The following is an 18,331-nucleotide window of genomic DNA, read 5'->3' on the forward strand; positions in this document are numbered from 1 at the left end:
GTTTTCGTCACAATCTGTTGCCTGTGGCGATTGTCTTTTATCGGGGTGACGGTTTATGCCGATGCATGTTTATCATCATGCGTCTGATTATCGGGGCGTATTTTGAACCAGATAGCGTACATCGCGGGTAGGAATACCAACGTCATGATCGTTCCTCCCAACGTCCCGCCAATCAGGGTATAAGCCAACGTCCCCCAAAATACCGAGTGTGTCAGCGGGATAAACGCCAGAATAGCGGCCATGGCCGTAAGCAACACCGGTCGGGCACGTTGCACCGTTGCTTCCACCACCGCATGGAAAGGATCAAGCCCTTCCTTCTCGTTATGATGGATTTGCCCTATCAGAATTAAGGTGTTACGCATCAGAATGCCCGATAGCGCGATCAGTCCAACAAGCGCATTAATACCAAATGGCTGGTTGAAGAGCAGCAGCGTTGGCACCACACCAATCAGCCCCAGCGGAGCGGTGAGAAATACCATCACCATCGCAGACATTGAGCGCACCTGTAAGATGATGATCAACAGCGTTATGGCGATCATGATGGGAAACAGCGGCACCATCGCTTTGGTTGCTTTTGCCGATTCTTCAATCGAACCCGCTTGCTCAATGCGGTATCCAGCGGGAAGCGTATCAATGATGGGCTGTAGCGCCTTCACAATTGTCGCGGACACATCTGGTGGCTGTAGCGTTTCGGCTATGTCGCCACGGACGGTAATAGTCGGCGTTCGATCTCGACGTCGAAGTACAGGATCTTCCATTCGGACCTCAACATCACCGATCTGCGGAAGGGGGATGCGTTGACCGGATGCCCCAACTAACGTCAACCCTTCTATTTTGGCGGGATCATGTCGAATATCCCCCGCGGCACGGCCTACAACCTGTACAGAACGGATATCTTCACGCACAGAAGTAATCGGAACGCCAGAAAGTAGGAACTGGAGCTGTTGAGCGATCGCACTTGATGTCAGCCCCACCGACTGCAACCGATCCTGATCCAACGTGAAATGCAACGTCGGTACACGTGGGCCCCAATCGGTGTTGACCGTCCTCATCATTGGGCTAGCCTGCATCACCGCTTCCACTTTGTCTGCAATATCACGCAACGTGACAGGGTCCGGCCCCATTACACGATAGGCCACCGGGAAAGGTGAATACGGGCCAAACACCAGTTGCGTCACGCGAACCCGCGCTTCGGGCGCTAGCCCATCAGCCGCCGCTTCACGGAGCCGAAATTTAAGTGCCTCACGCGCTTCCTGACTGTCCGTTAGCACAACAATCTTCGCAAACGACGGATCGGGTAACTCCGGTGCCATCGCCAAATAAAAACGCGGTGACCCTTGTCCGATATAGGTCGTGACAATTTTTGCTTCATCCTGTTGTTTCAGCCAGTCTTCGATCTTCGCCGCAGTGATACTGGTCTGCTCAATAGAAGTACCATAAGGCATTTGCACCTCCACCAGCACTTCAGGGCGATCGGAGGTTGGGAAGAATTGTTTCTTGACCATCCCCATCCCGCCAATAGCAACCACAAACACGGCAATAACGGTGCTGGCCACCATCCATTTCCGCGCGATCACGCGCGTCAGTAAACGGCGAAAGCGGTTGTAATGCCGAGAGTCGTAGATGGCTGCATGCCCTCCCGCCACGGTTTTTATTTCCGGCAACATCTTTACGCCTAAATAAGGTGTAAAGACCACGGCAACGACCCAGGAGGCAATCAGGGCAATGCCGACGATCCAGAACATATTACTGGTGTACTCACCGGCGGTAGACTGCGCGAAACCATTGGGCATAAAACCCACTGCCGTCACCAACGTACCAGCCAGCATCGGTGCCGCTGTATGACTCCAGGCATACGCCGAGGCTTTAACACGGTCGTATCCTTCTTCCATCTTCACCACCATCATTTCGATGGCGATGATGGCATCATCCACCAGTAAACCCAGCGCCAAGATCAAGGAGCCCAGCGTAATACGGTCGAAGTTTTTGCCGGAAGCTTCCATCACCACAAAGACGATAGCCAGCGTCAACGGCACCGCGGCCGCAACAACAACGCCTACACGCCACCCCATGCTGATGAAGCAAACCACCATTACAACAAGCAACGCGACGAAGAATTTGATCATGAACTCGTCGACGGACGAACTAATATTCACTGATTGATCGGTGACTTTCGTCAACGTCATGCCGAGTGGCATACCTTCATTGATTTTGGTCGTCTCAGCATCCAGTGCCTGACCCAAATCCAGGCCATTCCAGCCCTCGCGCATCACAACACCCAGCAACAGCGCTGGCTCCCCCTGATTACGAACCAAAAAGGTCGCAGGGTTTTCGTAACCACGCTCAACCGTCGCCACATCCGAGAGCTTCAGCGATCTCCCCTGCGCAGCAATCGGCGTTTCTCGGATCTTCTCCAGCGTGTCAAAAGCACCATCCAGACGGATAAAGACCTGTGGCCCGCTCGTATTAATCGAACCGGCCGGCGTCAGCACGTTCTGACTGTTCAGCGCGGAGAAAATATCCTGCGGAGAAATGCCCAGCGTCGCGAGCCGATCATGCGAGAACGAGACGAAGATGCGCTCAGCCTGCTCCCCGATAATATTGACCTTCTTCACTCCCGGCACATGCAACAGACGCTGACGCAATGATTCGGCATCGCGGACCAACAAACGCTGCGGCTCCCCTTTGGCCTTCAGCGCGAAGAGTGCAAAGGTCACGTCTGAGAATTCATCGTTAACCATCGGTCCGATCACCCCCGACGGTAAATTCTTCGCCTCATCGCTGAGTTTCTTACGCGCCTGATAAAATTCTTCCTGTACTTGTGAAGGCGGCGTGCCGTCCTGCAATGACAGCATCGTAAAAGCTAGCCCAGCGCGCGTGTAAGTTTCACTGCGGTCATACCACTTGAGCTCCTGCATCCGTTTTTCAAGCGGTTCGGCTACCTGCTCCTGCATTTCCTGAGCCGTCGCCCCCGGCCAGGCAGAAATAATCGTCATCTGCTTGACCGTAAACGGTGGATCTTCCGCACGCCCCAGTTCAAAGAACGAGAGAATGCCCGCGACGGTTATCAGGATAATAAGAAACAGCGTGATGGAACGCTCGCGGACGGCGAGAGCCGAAAGATTGAACCGCCCTTCGCTCATGGTTGGCTCCCGGCGACGCTGGCATCGCGCTGTTCAATCACTCGGATCGCCTCACCGTCATGCAACAAATGTGCGCCTAAAGCCACAATTTGTTCACCGGGCTGTAAACCGCTGGTCACCCTCGCCGTGTCATCACCCAACGCAATAACCTCAACAGGCTTCCACGACACGTTGAGGGGCTCACCCGAAATACCCCATACCCCCGGCCCTTTTCCCGCGTCATAAATAGCAGCGATTGGCACCTGAAGAACCTGCTCAGGTAACTGATCCTCCGCAATATTGAGCGTGACCGTCGAGCCAAGCGGCGCACTCGCCAGTGCGCCTTCAAGTACATATCGAGCTTCGAACGTACGCGTCTGAGGATCGGCAGCGTCAGACAGCAGTCGCAGTTTCGCGGGAATGGACGGTTTAGCCGCACCGTATAACCTTGCCATGGCCTCGCTACCGACCACGGGGCGTAACGTCTCAGGCAAATGTACGACAGCCTCCCGTTGCCCCGCTCGCGCCAGCCGAACGACAGGTTGACCTGCACTCACCACTTGACCGGGCTCTGCCAGCGTATCGACTACCACACCATCGGCGTCGGCCATCAAAACGGCATACCCCGTCGCATTACGCGCCACATCAGCCTGCGCCTGCGTAGCGTTCAGATCCGCTTTTGCCGTCTCGGCAGCCGCCTTTATCTGATCGTAGGCTGATGCGGATATAGCACCTGCGGCAACCAGACCTCGATAACGAGCCTCGTCATCGGTAGCCTGTCGGGCACGAGCCCGGGCAGCGATAACAGCCTGCTGCTGGGCTTGCGCCTGTAAGTTGAGATCGATAGGGTCCAAACGCATCAAAGGTTGACCACGTTTGACGCTTTCTCCGGTATTGACCAGACGCTCGAGAATTTTACCTTGCACCCGAAAACCTAGATCGCTTTGAACCCGGGCGATAACAATGCCGGTGAACGCGCGAGAGGCATCAACGGCGCTCACCACGGTAGCCGATCTCACCAAAGGAGGCTGATTGCGCGGATCGTCAACGTCGGAAGCATCGCCGCACGCCACCAGGGCGAGAGGCAACAGGCAAACAGCGATAGTGGCAGATTTGAGCCGAAGCATGGGTTCCCTTATTACATTAACAGGACAGAAACCACATTCTCCAACTAGTGACCAATATTGTCAATGGTCACATCTTTAAGGTGCCAGACTACGTAATATCAACGACGACAGTAATACCGCTGCTGATGCAGCTGTATCAAGGTTGTATTGCAATTGAACAGGGCTGATATAAGGGAGCATGACCAGATAGATCGCATTCGCCGTCTCATCCAACGGTGTCTTGCGTTCAAATTCCCCGGATTGTCGTCCCTCAAGAAGAATTTGCTGAATAAGCTGGCGTAGCTTTTCCTCATATGCTGCTGCTGAAGGCCACCGATCGCGAGAGGATACCGCGGCAATATCATAAATCTTGCGGTCATGAAAAAATAAGTCGCTACACGCTTCTGTCAAGGCTCTGAACAGGCGTCTCAGTTTTTCTGAAGCCGTTGGCGCATCCGCGATCGCTGAATTGACAATATCCATAATCATCGCCAACCGATTAGCGCAGATCACCTCGCCGATAGCCTGTTTGGAATCAAAAAATTTGTAGATGTAGGCCTTAGAAAAACCAATCGCTTTGGCCAGATCGGACACGGCTGTCTTTTCATATCCAAAATGTCCGAAGTGCTCAGTGGCAGCGTCCACTATCTGATCGCGGACGCTATGGTCCGACGGGCCGCGTGGGGAATGTGTATTCATATGTGTAGTCATGTTTCCAGCTTAGCTCATCGGGTCTTGATTGACAACGAGTGACCAATACGTAATATGGTCACATTATTTTTGGCTCAAGGAATTACTATGTCATCCCTCCATCCCCTTGCCTTGGTTGTGGCCGCTAGCGTAATGGCGGGTTGCGCGGTTGGACCGGATTATCATCGCCCGGACGTTCCGTTATCGGATCGCTACCAGACTCCATCCGCCGTCCAGCAATCTGTCGCGAATCAATCCATATCAAATCAATCCATATTAAAACAGGGGAATGCAACTCAGGTTGCTACCTTTTCGGTCTGGTGGGAGAGCTTCAATGATCCCTTACTGAACACGTTAGTTTCAAGCGCACTGGTACAGAATCTTGATTTAGCCCAAGCGTCCGCACGAATGACTCAGGCACGCGCCGGGCTTGGCGCAGCAACAGCGGCTCTGCTGCCCTCTGGCAATATCAGCGGACAAACAGCACGGGCTTATCAGTCAATTGAAACGCCGCAAGGTCGGTTACTCAACTCGACACCTGGCTATAATCGCTACGGCAATACCTATGAAACCGATCTTAACGCAAGCTGGGAGCTTGATATCTTCGGCGGTCTGAGACGCGGCCATCAGGCCGCACGGGCTGACTATCAGGCTTCAGAGGCTGGCGTCGCCGCCACTCGTCTAACCGTCGCCGCACAGACAGCCGATATCTATATCACGCTGCGCGGATTACAAACTCGTCTGGCGATCGCCAACAGACAGGTCAACACCCAGCAAGACTTACTCGACAAGGTACAGCGACTCCACAGCAAAGGACTCGCCGCAGAGTATCAAGTCCGCCAAACCGAAGGCGCACTTTCACAGGTTCAGGCTAGCGTGCCGGTTCTCCAGATAGGGATAGATAGCGCGATGAACGCGCTGGACGTTATGCTCGGCACGCCTCCCGGAACCCATCGCACTCAGTTGGCTTCTTCGGGCGCCATTCCACAGCCCCCACAGCGCATATCAACAGGGACACCTGCCGATCTGCTGCGTCGCAGGCCCGATATCATCGTAGCCGAACGCCATCTCGCGGCATCCAACGCGCGTATCGGGGCCGCCATCAGCGAGTATTATCCTAAATTCTCACTCAGCGCATTGCTTGGCAGCGCAACGTCAGTATCGAGCAGCAATCTGTTTTCCAACGCGGCCAGTCAATCGGCAGGCATCTTGGGATTGCGCTGGCGACTCTTCGACTTCGGCCGCATTAACGCTCAGATCGATCAGGCTAAGGGACAGGAAGCCGAAGCATTGGCAGCTTACCGTCTGTCAGTCTTAAGCGCGACCGAAGACGTTGAGAACGCGCTCTCGGCACTGCTCAATCGCGAGACGCAGACAGCAACCTTAACCGCAGGCGAAACTGCGTTGGCTAGCGCACGTCAGTCATCTTTCATCGCTTACCAGAAAGGGACAGCAAGCCTGATTGACGTCCTGCACAACGATGAGACCCTGTTGCAGACTTCCGACGCCAGAGCGCAGGCTCAGGCAGAATCTGCACGCGCAGCAGTCGCTGCATTCAAAGCGCTCGGCGGTGGTTGGCAGCCTCCAGAAGCCGCCGAGAGGATGCCCTAGGATACTCGCGTAGTTGTGCACAAACATGCCATCGACTACCACCTGTACCGTTCACAATAAACCACCGGAGTGATTAACATGACAGCAAAAAACAACGCCTGGGTGCTCATCACAGGGGCTTCAGGCGGATTTGGTGAAGAATTCGCGCGTCAATATGCCGCACAGGGAAAATCACTCATCCTGGTGGCACGGCGGCTCAATAAACTTGAATTGCTGGCTGCCGAATTGCGGACGCGTTTTAACATTGATGTGAGGGTTGAACAGGCCGATCTTTCCGTGGTTACCGCAATTAGCGATCTGCACAGTCGACTACGGGAACAAAATATTGTGGTTGATATATTAATTAACAATGCTGGTCATGGTCTGCAAGATAGCTTTTTGGATCAACCACTTGATGACGCGCTGAACATGATCAATCTGGATATCACCAGTTTGACAGCAATGACCCGGTTCTTTGCAGAAGATATGCGCGTCAGGCGTAAAGGATATATTTTGATGGTTGCCAGCCTGTTGTCCTATCAGGGCGTAAAAAATTTTGCCGTTTACTCAGCAGCGAAAGCGTATGTGCTCAGGTTCTCTGATGCTCTGCATCGTGAGCTTAAAAACGACGGTGTCACTGTCACCGCGCTTTGCCCGGGCATGTCTGACACTGGCTTTGCTGCAACCGCCAAACAGAAACTCACCCCAGCCTTAAAAGGAGTCATGATGCAGCCTAAGCCTGTTGTGCAGGCTGGCATCCGAGCACTTCAGGCCGGACGAATGAGCGTTGTCCCGGGTATGGGAAATAAGGCAATTGTATTTCTGACCTGGGCCACTCCGCGCTGGTTACATCAGGCCATCATGGCCCGTGTGATGGGGGTTTAAAGAGAATACCGAAAACCTACAAGAGCAAACAGCCCTCGTAATGAAATACGCCTATCAATCGCCGTGCATCACTTTTCAGGGAGCAACTCACGTCAAGAATTATGACTTGCCGCGGCAAAATAAAACGCGCTATCATCGCCGCGGCTATTCACTTTTACATCTTTTGATTTTCATCTTCGCTGAATTTTTTCAGCGCGAATTTCTCTGTCTGTCCTCAGCGTCGCACACGATCCCGAGCCAGACATCATGATGTGAAAGGCTTTTTCTATGTGTACACCTCGAATTCGTAATTTCTGCATTATTGCTCATGTCGATCATGGCAAATCCACCCTCGCCGACCGTTTTATCGAACTGACTGCAACCGTCGCTCAACGCGACATGCGCGAACTGCTGTTAGATTCGATGGAGATAGAACGGGAGCGCGGCATCACTATCAAATTACAAACCGTGCGCATGCGCTATCAGGATGAAAACCACCAGCCGTACCAATTCAATTTGGTAGATACGCCAGGACACGTTGATTTCTCGGCAGAGGTCTCCCGCAGTCTGGCCGCCTGCGACGGCGCGATTCTTCTGATTGACGCCACGCAGGGCGTTCAGGCACAGACTCTGGCCAACCTCAACCTCGCCCGACAACAGGGGCTAACGATTCTGCCTGTCCTGAATAAAATTGACAGCCCACAGGCTAATGTCGCACAGGTGATGCAGCAGTTGGCGGATATTCCCTCTCTGGATATCAGCACCGTGCTGACGGTCTCTGCCAGAACCGGAGAAGGTGTAGCGGCAGTACTGCGTTTTATTGCCCACCACTTCCCTGCACCAAACGGGTTCGCCGATGCTCCGCTGCGCGCGCTGGTTTTTGACTCACATTATGATCCCTATCAGGGCGCTATCATGCACGCACGTGTAGTGGATGGCAGCATTCAGACTGGCGATACACTCTGTTTTATGTCATCAGGATCGCGTTTCGACGTCACCGAAACCGGTGCTTTTTTCCCTCAACGTCAGCCTTGTAGCGCCTTGAAAAACGGTGAGGTGGGCTATCTCGCCGCCGGGTTAAAAGATGCCGCCGCGATCCGGGTGGGTGATACGCTGACGTTAGCCGCTCGTCCCGCTTCAGTGCCAGTTGCACGCTATCAGGAAATGAAGCCAATGGTGTTTTCTGGAATCTACCCCGACGCGGACGACGATCTGAAAAGCTTGCGCAATGCCATGAATAAACTGTCGCTTAACGATGCGGCACTGCACATGGTTCCCGATGTCTCTGCCTCGCTGGGCGCGGGTTTTCGCTGTGGTTTTCTCGGCATGTTACATATGGATATTGTTCGCGAACGGCTCAAACGCGAATACGGCATATCGGTGATTGCCACCGCGCCCAGCGTGGCATACCGGGTCACATTACATAACGGTCAGAGCCATACCATCGATAATCCAGCACATTTTCCCGGAGAAGACGTGTTGGACTTCGTCGAAGAACCCTATGTTATCTGCACAATTAACACACCTGATGCCTACGTTGGCGCGTTGATGGAATGCTGCACCTCGCGTCGTGGGGTATTTATCGACATGCAATATCTCGATAACGGTAGCGTGACACTACACTGGGAGCTACCGCTCAATGAAATGATTTTCGGCTTCTTTGATGCCCTAAAATCACTCACACAGGGCTATGCTACGTTGGATTATGTGTTAGATGGCTATCGACGTTCCGATCTGGTGCGCTGTGATATTTATCTCGATAGCCAGCCGATTGACGCCTTTTCTTTCATCATTGCCCGTCATAAAGCATGGGCACGAGCAACTGAGATCGTGAAAGCCTTGAAATACGTTATTCCACGTAAACTGTACCCCGTTCCAGCTCAGGCAAAAGTCGGCCATCGTGTCATCGCCCGCGAAGACATTCCGCCGCTGCGAAAAAGCGCACTGGCACAGGGTTTTCAGGGTAGCCTGTCGCAGAAACAGCGACTGATCCGTAAACAGCGAGAAAATAAAAAACACAACGTTGGGTTCTCAAAACGAGACATTCCACGCGAAGCATTTATGGCCATTCTGGCGATTGATGCCTAATTCCTGACGGATAAAACACAACGAGCGGGCGGATAAGGCGACGCGCTAACCGCCCCTTCGTTTTCCTATTGATTTTTCCTTGCCTGCCGATGACGGACAGTATCTTTTATACTGCCGATAATTTATCCTCTCCCGCCTTTCGTCATTGACTACAAAAATTAAGCCTGCACCTATGATTCCATCCCCTAAGGTAACGCCGACACAGGTTCAATCAGCCACGTCAACGCTTGCAACCTTACGTTCGCCCTCGCTGCTGATGCGTGAAATTTTGGCGGGCACCATCACCGCACTGGCGCTTATCCCAGAGGTGATTTCGTTTTCTATCATCGCGGGAGTCGACCCCAAAGTCAGTTTGTTCGCTTCTATCGTGTTGTGCTTCACCATGTCCTTTCTCGGCGGCAGACCGGCGATGGTTACCGCGGCGGCCGGTGCTGTGGCGCTGGTTATTGGCCCGATGGTACACGCGCACGGCGTAGCCTATATTCTGCCCGCCGTGATTATGGCGGGGCTTATCCAGATTCTGTTTGGGCTGGCTGGGTTGGCGAGAATGATGCGTTACATTCCCCGCTCGGTGATGATTGGTTTCGTGAACGCGCTAGGCATCCTGATTTTCGCCGCGCAAGTGCCACATGTATACGGGCAATCCTCGATGGTCTGGCTACTGTTTGCGTTAACGGTGACCATTGTATTGCTGCTGCCTTATGTGGTGAAAAGCATTCCTGCACCGCTGGTGGCGATCGTCACCGTAACAGCGATTGCCATGTTTACCGGCATCACGGTGCCTAACGTCGGCGACGCCGGGCCTATGCAGCCAGGGTTGCCGGGTTTCACCCAGTGGCTGGTGCCATTCAATCTTGAAACACTGCGCATCATCTGGCCGACCGCGCTCAGCATTGCCTTCGTGGGGCTGATGGAATCGCTGTTAACCGCCAAACTGGTAGACGACATCACGGATACTCCGTCCAGCAAGCGCCGCGAATGTTGGGGGCTGGGCGTTTCTAATATCTTCGCCGGATTCTACGGTGGCATTGCCGGATGTGCGATGATCGGACAGACCGTGGTCAACGTGGAGCTAGGGAAAGCGCGTACGCGTATTTCTACTCTCGCCGCCGCGCTGGTGCTGTTGCTGCTGGTGACCGGGTTGAGCGAAATCATGACGAAGATTCCGATGGTGGTGCTGGCAGGGATTATGATGATCGTCGCGCTGAAAACGATGAACTGGCATAGCCTGCACCCCACCACGCTGAAACGGATGCCGCTGTCGGAAACGCTGGTGGTCATCGTCACGGTTATCGCGACCGTTTCGACGGGAAATCTGGCAATCGGCGTGGCCGGTGGCGTTATCTTTGCCATCCTGCTATTTGCACGTCGCGTGGCGCACGTCATTCACGCAGAGCGTCGCGTGAGCGAAGACGGACAGTCGGTACACTACACGGTACGAGGACCGCTATTCTTTGGCAGCAGCAACGACCTCTTCGAGCATTTCCTGTATGCGCAGGACCCGCAGAATGTCACTATCGATCTGACGCACGCACAAATCTGGGATGCCTCCAGCGTGGCGGCGCTCGATGCTATCGAAACCCGCTATCACCGTTATGATGCGAAGGTCGCGATCGTCGGTCTGGATACCCACAGCAGCAAAATCCATCAGCGCCTATCAGGGCATCTCTGAGCCACCCAGCGTTCGAAGGCAGCGACTATTGCGGGCTGTCAACGTTGACAACCCGCACACCACTGTGATTAGACTCAATGCTAAGCAGGCTAACTTAAGGAAAGCGTTGATGAAAATTACCGATGTGCGCGTGATTCTCGCGAATCGATATATGTTTGTTGAGGTCACCACCGACGAGGGGCTGACGGGCATTGGCGAATCCGGTGCCTGGGGTTTTCTCGATGCGTCAAAAGGTGCTGTCGAGGCACTGCGCACGTATCTGATCGGGCAAGATCCACTGCGGATTGAGCACCACTGGCAGTATATGTACCGCTGCTGGCATTTTCGTGGTGCCGCGATCATGGGAGCGATCAGCGCTATCGATATCGCCCTGTGGGACATCGCGGGCAAGTATTACGATACGCCAGTTTATAACCTGCTGGGCGGCCGCTGCCGCGATAAAGCCCGCGTTTATGCCCACGCGGGAGGGCGCACCACCGAAGAAACCATCGCCAACCTGAAACAGGCCAAAGCCGATGGTTTTACCGCGATTGGTCATCTGACGCCGTTTCTGGATGAGTCTCGCGATACGCCCTATTTCACCACCCACGCCAAAGAGATCGGTGAGGCCATCGAACGGATCGGCCTTTATCGGGAAGCGGTCGGTAACGATGTCGATCTGTGCATTGAAGTCCACCGCCGTCTGAAACCCGCCGATGCCGTGGTGTTCGCTCGCGGCATTGAGCCGTTTTATCCCTATTTTATTGAAGACCCTATCGGCGCGGATAACTTCGATTCCATGGCGGAGGTGGCCGAGAAAATCAATATTCCTATCGCGACCGGCGAACGCCTGAATAATCCTCAGGAGTTCGCGATGCTGATTCGTCGTAATGCCGTCGCCTATGTGCGTCCTGATGTCTGCATGTGCGGCGGGATTACCGGAGCGAAAAAGGTAGCAGCATTGGCAGAGGCCAATGATTTGATGGTCGTGCCGCATAACCCGCTTAGTCCGGTGTCGACCGCCGCCTGCTTGCAGATCGCCGTCAGCATCCCGAACTTTGCGCTGCTGGAGTATCCAGGGGATGACCAACCCGCGCTGTCGGAAAAATTTGGCGCGACGGGCGTAGAGAACGGCGTGCGGAAAAAAGACGTCGTGAAGAACACCTTCAAATGCGTAGATGGATTTATGGAGATACCGACACAGTCCGGCATCGGCATTGAGCTGGCGGACGATCTGGAGAACCGCTTCCCCTACCGTCGTCGCGGCCTGAAAACCCGACTGCACGTCGACGGTTCCGTCGTCGATCAATAAAGCACATCAACAGGTCGTGACGCGTCACAGATAGCGCCACGACCTGTCGTATTTTTCCCTACGCCGTAGGATTTTCCACTTCCGTCCTTCCCACTGCATCAATAGGCTCAGCGCCGCAGGCAGAGCAAGCAGCGTCAGCAGCGTCGCCACCATCAACCCACCGATAATCGCGTAGGCCATCGGCCCCCAAAACACCTGATGCGCAATCGGGATCATGCCAAGAATCGCCGCTAGCGCGGTCAGCACTATCGGGCGTGAACGATGGCTGGCCGCATTGACGATCGCCTCCGTGGCGGGTTGTCCATTTTTCACATTCAGATCGACTTCGCCAATCAGAATGACGGCATTACGAATAATCATCCCCGCCAGCGCAATCGCGCCTAGCAGCGCCACAAACCCTATGGGCGTTCCGGTCGGCAGCATCGCGGCAACGATGCCGATCAGGCCAAACGGTGCGGTCAGGACAGCCAGCACCATGCGGGAAATACGCTTTAACTGAATCATTAATAGTACCAGCATCACCAACAGCGTAACCGGCAGCACCGCATATACCGAGCCATTGCCCTTGTCAGATTCCGCTGCAACGCCGCCTTCCGTGATGTGATACCCCGTCGGTAATGAGGCGCGATAGCGTTCAATTTCTGGTGCCAGTTTTTGAGACAGCGCTGGTGCTCGCACGCCCGGTGCGACATCCATCTGTACCGTAATGAACGGTTCACGCTGACGCCGCCAGATAATTGGATCGTCAACGCCGTACGACACCGTGGCAATTTGCCCCAACGGTACGGAACGACCCTCCGCAATCGGAATTTGCAGATTGGCGATCGTGGCGACGTCTCTGCGTTCCTGCGACGTACCACGAACGACCACATCCACCAATCGGTTTTCATCACGCACCGAGGTCAGCGTTGAACCGGAGAATATCGCCGCCAGCATGCTGGCCACATCCTGCGAGCTGATGCCAACCGCGCGGGCTTCGGTCTGATTCAGCACCACGTTCACCGAACGTTCCGGTTCACCCGCCGTCAGATTCACCTCGCGAACATCGGCCTGATTGCCCACCAGACTGGCAAGCCCCTGCGCAAGATCACGAACCCGATGAATATCCGGCCCCGCGACTCGATATTTCAGCGGCCAGCCCACTGGCGGCCCCAGTTCCAATGCCGACACACGCACCACAATATTACTGAAATCGCGTTCAAGCACCTGATTCAACCGTGCCGTCAGCGTATCCCGCGCGTCCAGATTTTTTGCTACCACCACCAGTTGAGCGATATTTTCATGGCTCAGCAGCACATCCATCGGGAGGTAAAAGCGCACAGCGCCCGATCCAACATAGGTGGAGAAATGGTCAACATCAGGATCGTCCTTCAGAAGCGCTTCCAGCCGTTTCGCCTGCGCCTCCGTCGCAGCCTGTGATGCATTCGCAGGCAACGTCAGGCTAACTAGCAGTTCCGGCCTGTCCGACGCAGGAAAAAACTCTCCCTCCAACCGAGTTGCACCAAACAAGGCGACTACCAGCAGGAGCACCGCAATGATTAACGTCATTCCCCGGTTTGCCAACGCCCGTTGCAGCCATTCGCGATACATGCGACCCACTCGCCCCGATTCATTGTGATGGTGACGAAACGTTTTTGACAGCAGCCAGACACCGAGCAACGGAGAAAAAAGAATTGCGACGATCCAAGAACTGAGCAAAGCGATGAGGACAACGACAAAGAGTGAAAAACAGTATTCACCCGCACTCGATGAGGCAAACCCGACGGGAATAAATCCGGCAATCATCACCAGCGTCCCCGTCAGCATCGGAAAGGCCGTACTTTCATACGCCCAGGCCGCCGCTCGTTTACGATCCCACCCTTCTTCCAGCCGCGACACCATGGCTTCCACCGTAATCATGGCGTCATCCACCAGCAGCCCCAGCGAAATAATCAGCGCCCCGAGCGAGATACGCTGTAAGCCAATACCGGTTATCTCCATGCCAATAAAGGTCATCGCCAGCACAATAGGGATAGACGCAGCAACGACCAGTCCCGCTCGGCTGCCGAGAGAGACAAACGACACCGCCAACACGATGGCAACGGCCTCCAACAGCACGTTGATAAAGCCGCCGACCGCACCTTTCACCACCTCAGCCTGATCGGCCACACGCGTCATGTCTATTCCATGCGGTAGCTGGGCAGAAAGCGTGTTCATTTTTTCGCGAATCGCCTGACCGAAATTGAGCATGTTGCCGGTAGGTGCCATAGAAATAGCCAGTCCAATGGCTTTCTCGCCATTCACTCGAAATGTCGGCGACGGCGGCTCCGCTATTTCACGACCAATGGTGGCGATATCAGTAAGCGGAACAAATTTCCCGCCGATGCGTAAGGTAATCTGGCGCAGACTCTCCTCAGAGGTAAACGCGCCGCTGACGCGCACGGCGATTTTCTCATCCTCAGTACGGATAATACCGGCCGGCGTAACCGCATTCTGCGCCTTAAGTGAATCAATCACCTGCTGCGCATCGATCCCTAATCCAGCCAGCCGTCGGGGAGAAAACGTTACGACGATCTGTTCTTCTTCCACCCCCAGCATGTCGACCTTACCGACATCCGGCACGCTCAGTAACGCAGAGCGAATATCCTCGATGCGATCGCGCAGTTCCCTCGGAGAGAACCCATCAGCAGTGAAGCCATAAATCGTGCCGAACGTATCATCAAACTCGTCATTAACGGCTGGCGGGCTGACGCCACCGGGGAGCGAACTGGCGATATCCGTCATCTTCTTTCGCACCGTATACCAGATATTCGGCACGGCAGAAGGTGGTGTATCATCGCGCAGGTTAACGAAAACCACCGCTTCCCCGGCACGGGTATAGCTCTCGACATAATCGAGATATGCCGTTTCTTGTAATTTTTTCTCCAGCTTATCGGTGACGAAATTGACCGTATCGCTCACCGTCGCCCCCGGCCAGGCGGCAGACACCACGGCAGATTTGATGGTAAACGCCGGATCTTCGTTGCGGGGCAAGCGCTGGTAGCTCATCACACCTGCCGCCATAATCACCAGCATCATAAACGCGACCAGTTGCTGATGTGCTAATGCCCAGGCGGACAGGTTGAAGCCTGGGGTCGATTGCGGTTCTTGAGCCATTAGCGACGCCCCTCTTCATCCAACCGAATTTTCTCATCCGGCCGTAGCTTACTGACGCCAGCCGTTACCACGCGATCCCCCTGTTTCAGTCCATCGGTGATGTAGATCGCCGTGTCGCTGTAGCGTGCAACGGTAACGGGCTGCAAACGCACCGTCTGGGTTTCCGTGTTCACGACGTAAACCGCTGGGTTTTCTTCCTGACGGGTGAGTGCAGACGCAGGCAGCTCAATGACCGACGTGTCGGACTGCTGTATTGCGCCATTCACGCTGGCACCCAGTACCATCGCCGCCGGTGGCGAGGTTAACGTCACCCGAACCCGAAACGTTCGCGTGACCGCATCGGCCTGCGGGCTGATATCACGCACGCGTCCTTGTACCTGAATCGCCGGATCGGATAGCAGCGACACAAGCATCGTGCGCGAAGGAAGCGACTGATTAACCAACCGTTCCGGTACATCAAATACCGCATCACGCCCATCGAGCGAAGCCAACCTGACGACTTCCTGCCCGGCACTGACTACCTGACCGGGGTTCGCACTGACCGTTGTTATCACCCCGTCCTGTGCGGACGTAAGTTGCGTATAGCCGAGGCGCTCCTGCGCGCCTTTGACGGTCATCTGTGCGCTTTCGCGCCGGGAAACGGCGGCATCCCAGTTTGCCTGCGCTTCATCAAGCTGTACCCGCGCAATCGCCCCGCCCGGCGCCAGCGCTTTCATGCGGGAGAAGTTGCTTTTCGCCAGCCGTTCCGCCGAGGCGGCACTGGCTAAATCCGCCTGTGCACTGCGAAGCTGATTTTCGCTGTCGCGTGCATCAAGCGTCGCAATCACATCACCGCGCGTCACGGATGCCCCCACATCGACCAAACGATTAAGGATGCGGCCATCCAGCCGGAAACCTAATGCCGTTTCTTCATGCGGGCGAATCTCTCCCGTCAGCGTCACCGGCTCACGACTCATTGCTGGCATGACGACCAGCGTTTTTACCGGCCTAACGGGCGGCGACGCAGGCGAATCATCGGTACTGTCACAGCCGCTAAGCAACACGACCGACAGCAGACAGAAGGCAAAACGGCTGACCATCATCACATCCTCTCACTCATCACACGCCATCAGAACGAATACAGAACCGCCAATGTTGCGCCGGTGTCATTCCGTCGTTCCACCACCTGACTATCCGCGACTTTGTCAGTAAGCCACGTTGAGGTAACCCCAACGTTGGTTGACCAAGCTGGGCTAAATTGATGCGTCCAGTTCGCACCCAACGCATAGCCGTAGACACCTTTGCTAGCATGATAGGCGACCAACCCAGAGCGAAGACTCTGCTGCTGCGTCACGCCGTAGTAGGTTTGATTAAAGCGGGCATCCCCCATCAGTACGTCTGCCGACAATGCCAGCACGTCGTCTTTTGCCGCGGACTGCCACACCGTGCTCTTTGCCCCAACGCGGTACTGATTTCCCCTTTTTGTATCACTCAGCGCAAATTCGCCGCTCGCTTCCAACGCCAGCCAAGGGGCAAACTGATACCCCGCTGTTACGGTGGTAATCACCGAACTCTTGATTTTCCCCATCCCTTTCAGCCGGTTCGAACCCGCACGCCAATTGCTGTTTTTGTCATCCCTTCCCATGTCGTAGCCAATCGCGTGATCGAGATAAAAACCGGAAGGAGACTGGTATTGCCAGCCAATACCGCGCGAAGGATCGAAATAGAGTGGGCCACGCTGAACCGTCAGCACAGGCAGTGCCGTGGTTTGACGATTTTTACTCCCCCTGTAACGCGGTGCATTCTGGGCTGCAACGCCAAGGGTAACATCTGTGTGGTCACCCAAGAGCGAGGGCGCTGATGCTTCCGACTCCGCAGCGAATGCAGTGCCAGATAGCACGATAGCGGACAGACTGGTGGATAAAATCATTGTTGTTATGTTCATACATCCCCTCTTTTAACGCGGTAATCTTGCACCGTGGTGTTTCCACGGCGGGTGCAATGTAATTGGTGTTGGCTTTTCAGCACCGTGACGAATTATGCTGACGCTTAATCAAGAAATGCTTTGTGGTTTTTTAAGATTTCATCAAGAGGTTGTGATGGCAGAAAAACGGGTGTTGGTTATTGAAGACGATATGGATGCCGCCAGCGTGCTTGAGGCTTATCTGCGGCGTGATGGCTATCAGGTTTCTATCGCGTCTGATGGGCAAAAGGGTCTGCACATGGCGCTGACCAGTAAACCCGATTTGATTTTGCTGGATGTGATGCTGCCGAAAATGAAGGGTTCGGAGGTGCTGTCCGCCCTGCGGCAGCGCAGTAATATTCCGGTGATTATGGTCACCGCCATCGGCGATGAACCGGAACGGATCGGCGCGCTGCGTTACGGCGCGGATGATTATGTCGTCAAGCCCTATAACCCGCAGGAAGTGGTGGCGCGCGTGCAGGCCGTACTACGACGCACCGGCTACGCCATCCGGGAAGAGGCGATCCTGACATTCGAAAATTTATCGGTTGATCCGACTTCCGTGACGGCCAGCATTGCGCTATCACCGTCTGAATCTGTCATTCTCGATCTTACACCTACCGAATTCAACATTCTGGTGACGCTGCTTAAAGCGCCAAACCGCGCCTTTACTCGCGGTGAACTGCTGGAAGCCTGCCTGCCGGAAAGCGATGCGCTGGAGCGCGTGGTGGATACCCACGTCCACAACCTCAGGAAGAAACTCAACCAGTACGATATCATCAACGTGCTCGTCACCGTCCGTTCTGTCGGTTATCGATTCCGGTGAACCTG

Annotated in this window: 12 protein-coding genes; 6 read left to right on the plus strand and 6 right to left on the minus strand. The window is 54.7% G+C overall.

Annotated features, from left to right (window positions below):
• Positions 1-53 precede the first annotated feature (53 nt).
• The 3 genes from E2566_RS13905 to E2566_RS13915 all read right to left on the minus strand — a co-directional run bounded on the left by E2566_RS13905 (position 54) and on the right by E2566_RS13915 (position 4,939).
• Positions 54-3,143 (minus strand): efflux RND transporter permease subunit, encoded by a 3,090-nt coding sequence (locus E2566_RS13905; protein ID WP_107168496.1) that lies wholly within the window; start codon positions 3,141-3,143, stop codon positions 54-56.
• Positions 3,140-4,249 (minus strand): efflux RND transporter periplasmic adaptor subunit, encoded by a 1,110-nt coding sequence (locus tag E2566_RS13910; RefSeq protein ID WP_107168495.1) that lies wholly within the window; start codon positions 4,247-4,249, stop codon positions 3,140-3,142. The genes E2566_RS13905 and E2566_RS13910 overlap by 4 nt, the downstream gene beginning before the upstream one ends.
• 75 nt (positions 4,250-4,324) lie before the next feature.
• Positions 4,325-4,939, minus strand: a complete 615-nt coding sequence (locus tag E2566_RS13915) for a TetR/AcrR family transcriptional regulator (RefSeq protein WP_107168494.1) — start codon at positions 4,937-4,939, stop codon at positions 4,325-4,327.
• An 87-nt stretch (positions 4,940-5,026) separates the two neighbouring features.
• Here E2566_RS13915 and E2566_RS13920 point away from each other — a divergent pair, with 87 nt between their 5' ends.
• The 5 genes from E2566_RS13920 to E2566_RS13940 all read left to right on the plus strand — a co-directional run bounded on the left by E2566_RS13920 (position 5,027) and on the right by E2566_RS13940 (position 12,423).
• The gene (locus tag E2566_RS13920) at positions 5,027-6,529 is read left to right on the plus strand and encodes an efflux transporter outer membrane subunit (protein ID WP_107168493.1); all 1,503 of its coding nucleotides are present in this window, start codon (positions 5,027-5,029) and stop codon (positions 6,527-6,529) included.
• Between the two features lie 78 nt (positions 6,530-6,607).
• Positions 6,608-7,393, plus strand: a complete 786-nt coding sequence (locus E2566_RS13925; RefSeq protein ID WP_107168492.1) for an SDR family NAD(P)-dependent oxidoreductase — start codon at positions 6,608-6,610, stop codon at positions 7,391-7,393.
• A gap of 267 nt (positions 7,394-7,660) precedes the next feature.
• Positions 7,661-9,460 (plus strand): translation elongation factor 4, encoded by a 1,800-nt coding sequence (gene lepA / locus E2566_RS13930; protein WP_107168491.1) that lies wholly within the window; start codon positions 7,661-7,663, stop codon positions 9,458-9,460.
• Between the two features lie 172 nt (positions 9,461-9,632).
• On the plus strand, positions 9,633-11,132 hold the full coding sequence (locus E2566_RS13935; protein WP_107168490.1) for a SulP family inorganic anion transporter: 1,500 nt from the start codon (positions 9,633-9,635) through the stop codon (positions 11,130-11,132).
• A 109-nt stretch (positions 11,133-11,241) separates the two neighbouring features.
• A complete protein-coding gene (locus E2566_RS13940) occupies positions 11,242-12,423 on the plus strand; it encodes a mandelate racemase/muconate lactonizing enzyme family protein (RefSeq protein WP_107168489.1) in 1,182 nt (393 codons plus the stop codon).
• Positions 12,424-12,447: 24 nt separating this feature from the next.
• Here the strand turns inward: E2566_RS13940 and E2566_RS13945 are convergent, their stop codons facing one another.
• From E2566_RS13945 to E2566_RS13955, 3 genes are read right to left on the minus strand one after another with little or no spacing between them, the layout of a single operon-like run.
• A complete protein-coding gene (locus E2566_RS13945) occupies positions 12,448-15,558 on the minus strand; it encodes an efflux RND transporter permease subunit (RefSeq protein WP_107168488.1) in 3,111 nt (1,036 codons plus the stop codon).
• Positions 15,558-16,640 (minus strand): efflux RND transporter periplasmic adaptor subunit, encoded by a 1,083-nt coding sequence (locus E2566_RS13950; protein ID WP_107168487.1) that lies wholly within the window; start codon positions 16,638-16,640, stop codon positions 15,558-15,560. The genes E2566_RS13945 and E2566_RS13950 overlap by 1 nt, the downstream gene beginning before the upstream one ends.
• Positions 16,641-16,666: 26 nt before the next feature.
• Entirely contained in the window at positions 16,667-17,482 is an 816-nt protein-coding gene (locus tag E2566_RS13955; RefSeq protein WP_107168486.1) for a MipA/OmpV family protein, read from the minus strand.
• A 154-nt stretch (positions 17,483-17,636) separates the two neighbouring features.
• Here E2566_RS13955 and E2566_RS13960 point away from each other — a divergent pair, with 154 nt between their 5' ends.
• Positions 17,637-18,326 carry a response regulator gene (locus tag E2566_RS13960; RefSeq protein ID WP_107168485.1) on the plus strand — a complete coding sequence of 230 codons (690 nt, stop codon included), beginning with the start codon at positions 17,637-17,639 and terminating at the stop codon, positions 18,324-18,326.
• The last annotated feature ends 5 nt before the right edge of the window (positions 18,327-18,331 follow it).

The sequence above is a fragment of the Pectobacterium punjabense genome (genome assembly GCF_012427845.1).
Taxonomy (GTDB): domain Bacteria; phylum Pseudomonadota; class Gammaproteobacteria; order Enterobacterales; family Enterobacteriaceae; genus Pectobacterium; species Pectobacterium punjabense.

Excerpts from the sequence above, each read along its gene's own strand:
- E2566_RS13905 (WP_107168496.1), bottom strand. The coding sequence starts at position 3,143 with ATGAGCGAAGGGCGGTTCAATCTTTCGGCTCTCGCCGTCCGCGAGCGT.
- E2566_RS13910 (WP_107168495.1), bottom strand. The coding sequence starts at position 4,249 with ATGCTTCGGCTCAAATCTGCCACTATCGCTGTTTGCCTGTTGCCTCTC.
- E2566_RS13915 (WP_107168494.1), bottom strand. The coding sequence starts at position 4,939 with ATGACTACACATATGAATACACATTCCCCACGCGGCCCGTCGGACCAT.
- E2566_RS13920 (WP_107168493.1), top strand. The coding sequence starts at position 5,027 with ATGTCATCCCTCCATCCCCTTGCCTTGGTTGTGGCCGCTAGCGTAATG.
- E2566_RS13925 (WP_107168492.1), top strand. The coding sequence starts at position 6,608 with ATGACAGCAAAAAACAACGCCTGGGTGCTCATCACAGGGGCTTCAGGC.
- lepA (WP_107168491.1), top strand. The coding sequence starts at position 7,661 with ATGTGTACACCTCGAATTCGTAATTTCTGCATTATTGCTCATGTCGAT.
- E2566_RS13935 (WP_107168490.1), top strand. The coding sequence starts at position 9,633 with ATGATTCCATCCCCTAAGGTAACGCCGACACAGGTTCAATCAGCCACG.
- E2566_RS13940 (WP_107168489.1), top strand. The coding sequence starts at position 11,242 with ATGAAAATTACCGATGTGCGCGTGATTCTCGCGAATCGATATATGTTT.
- E2566_RS13945 (WP_107168488.1), bottom strand. The coding sequence starts at position 15,558 with ATGGCTCAAGAACCGCAATCGACCCCAGGCTTCAACCTGTCCGCCTGG.
- E2566_RS13950 (WP_107168487.1), bottom strand. The coding sequence starts at position 16,640 with ATGATGGTCAGCCGTTTTGCCTTCTGTCTGCTGTCGGTCGTGTTGCTT.
- E2566_RS13955 (WP_107168486.1), bottom strand. The coding sequence starts at position 17,482 with ATGAACATAACAACAATGATTTTATCCACCAGTCTGTCCGCTATCGTG.
- E2566_RS13960 (WP_107168485.1), top strand. The coding sequence starts at position 17,637 with ATGGCAGAAAAACGGGTGTTGGTTATTGAAGACGATATGGATGCCGCC.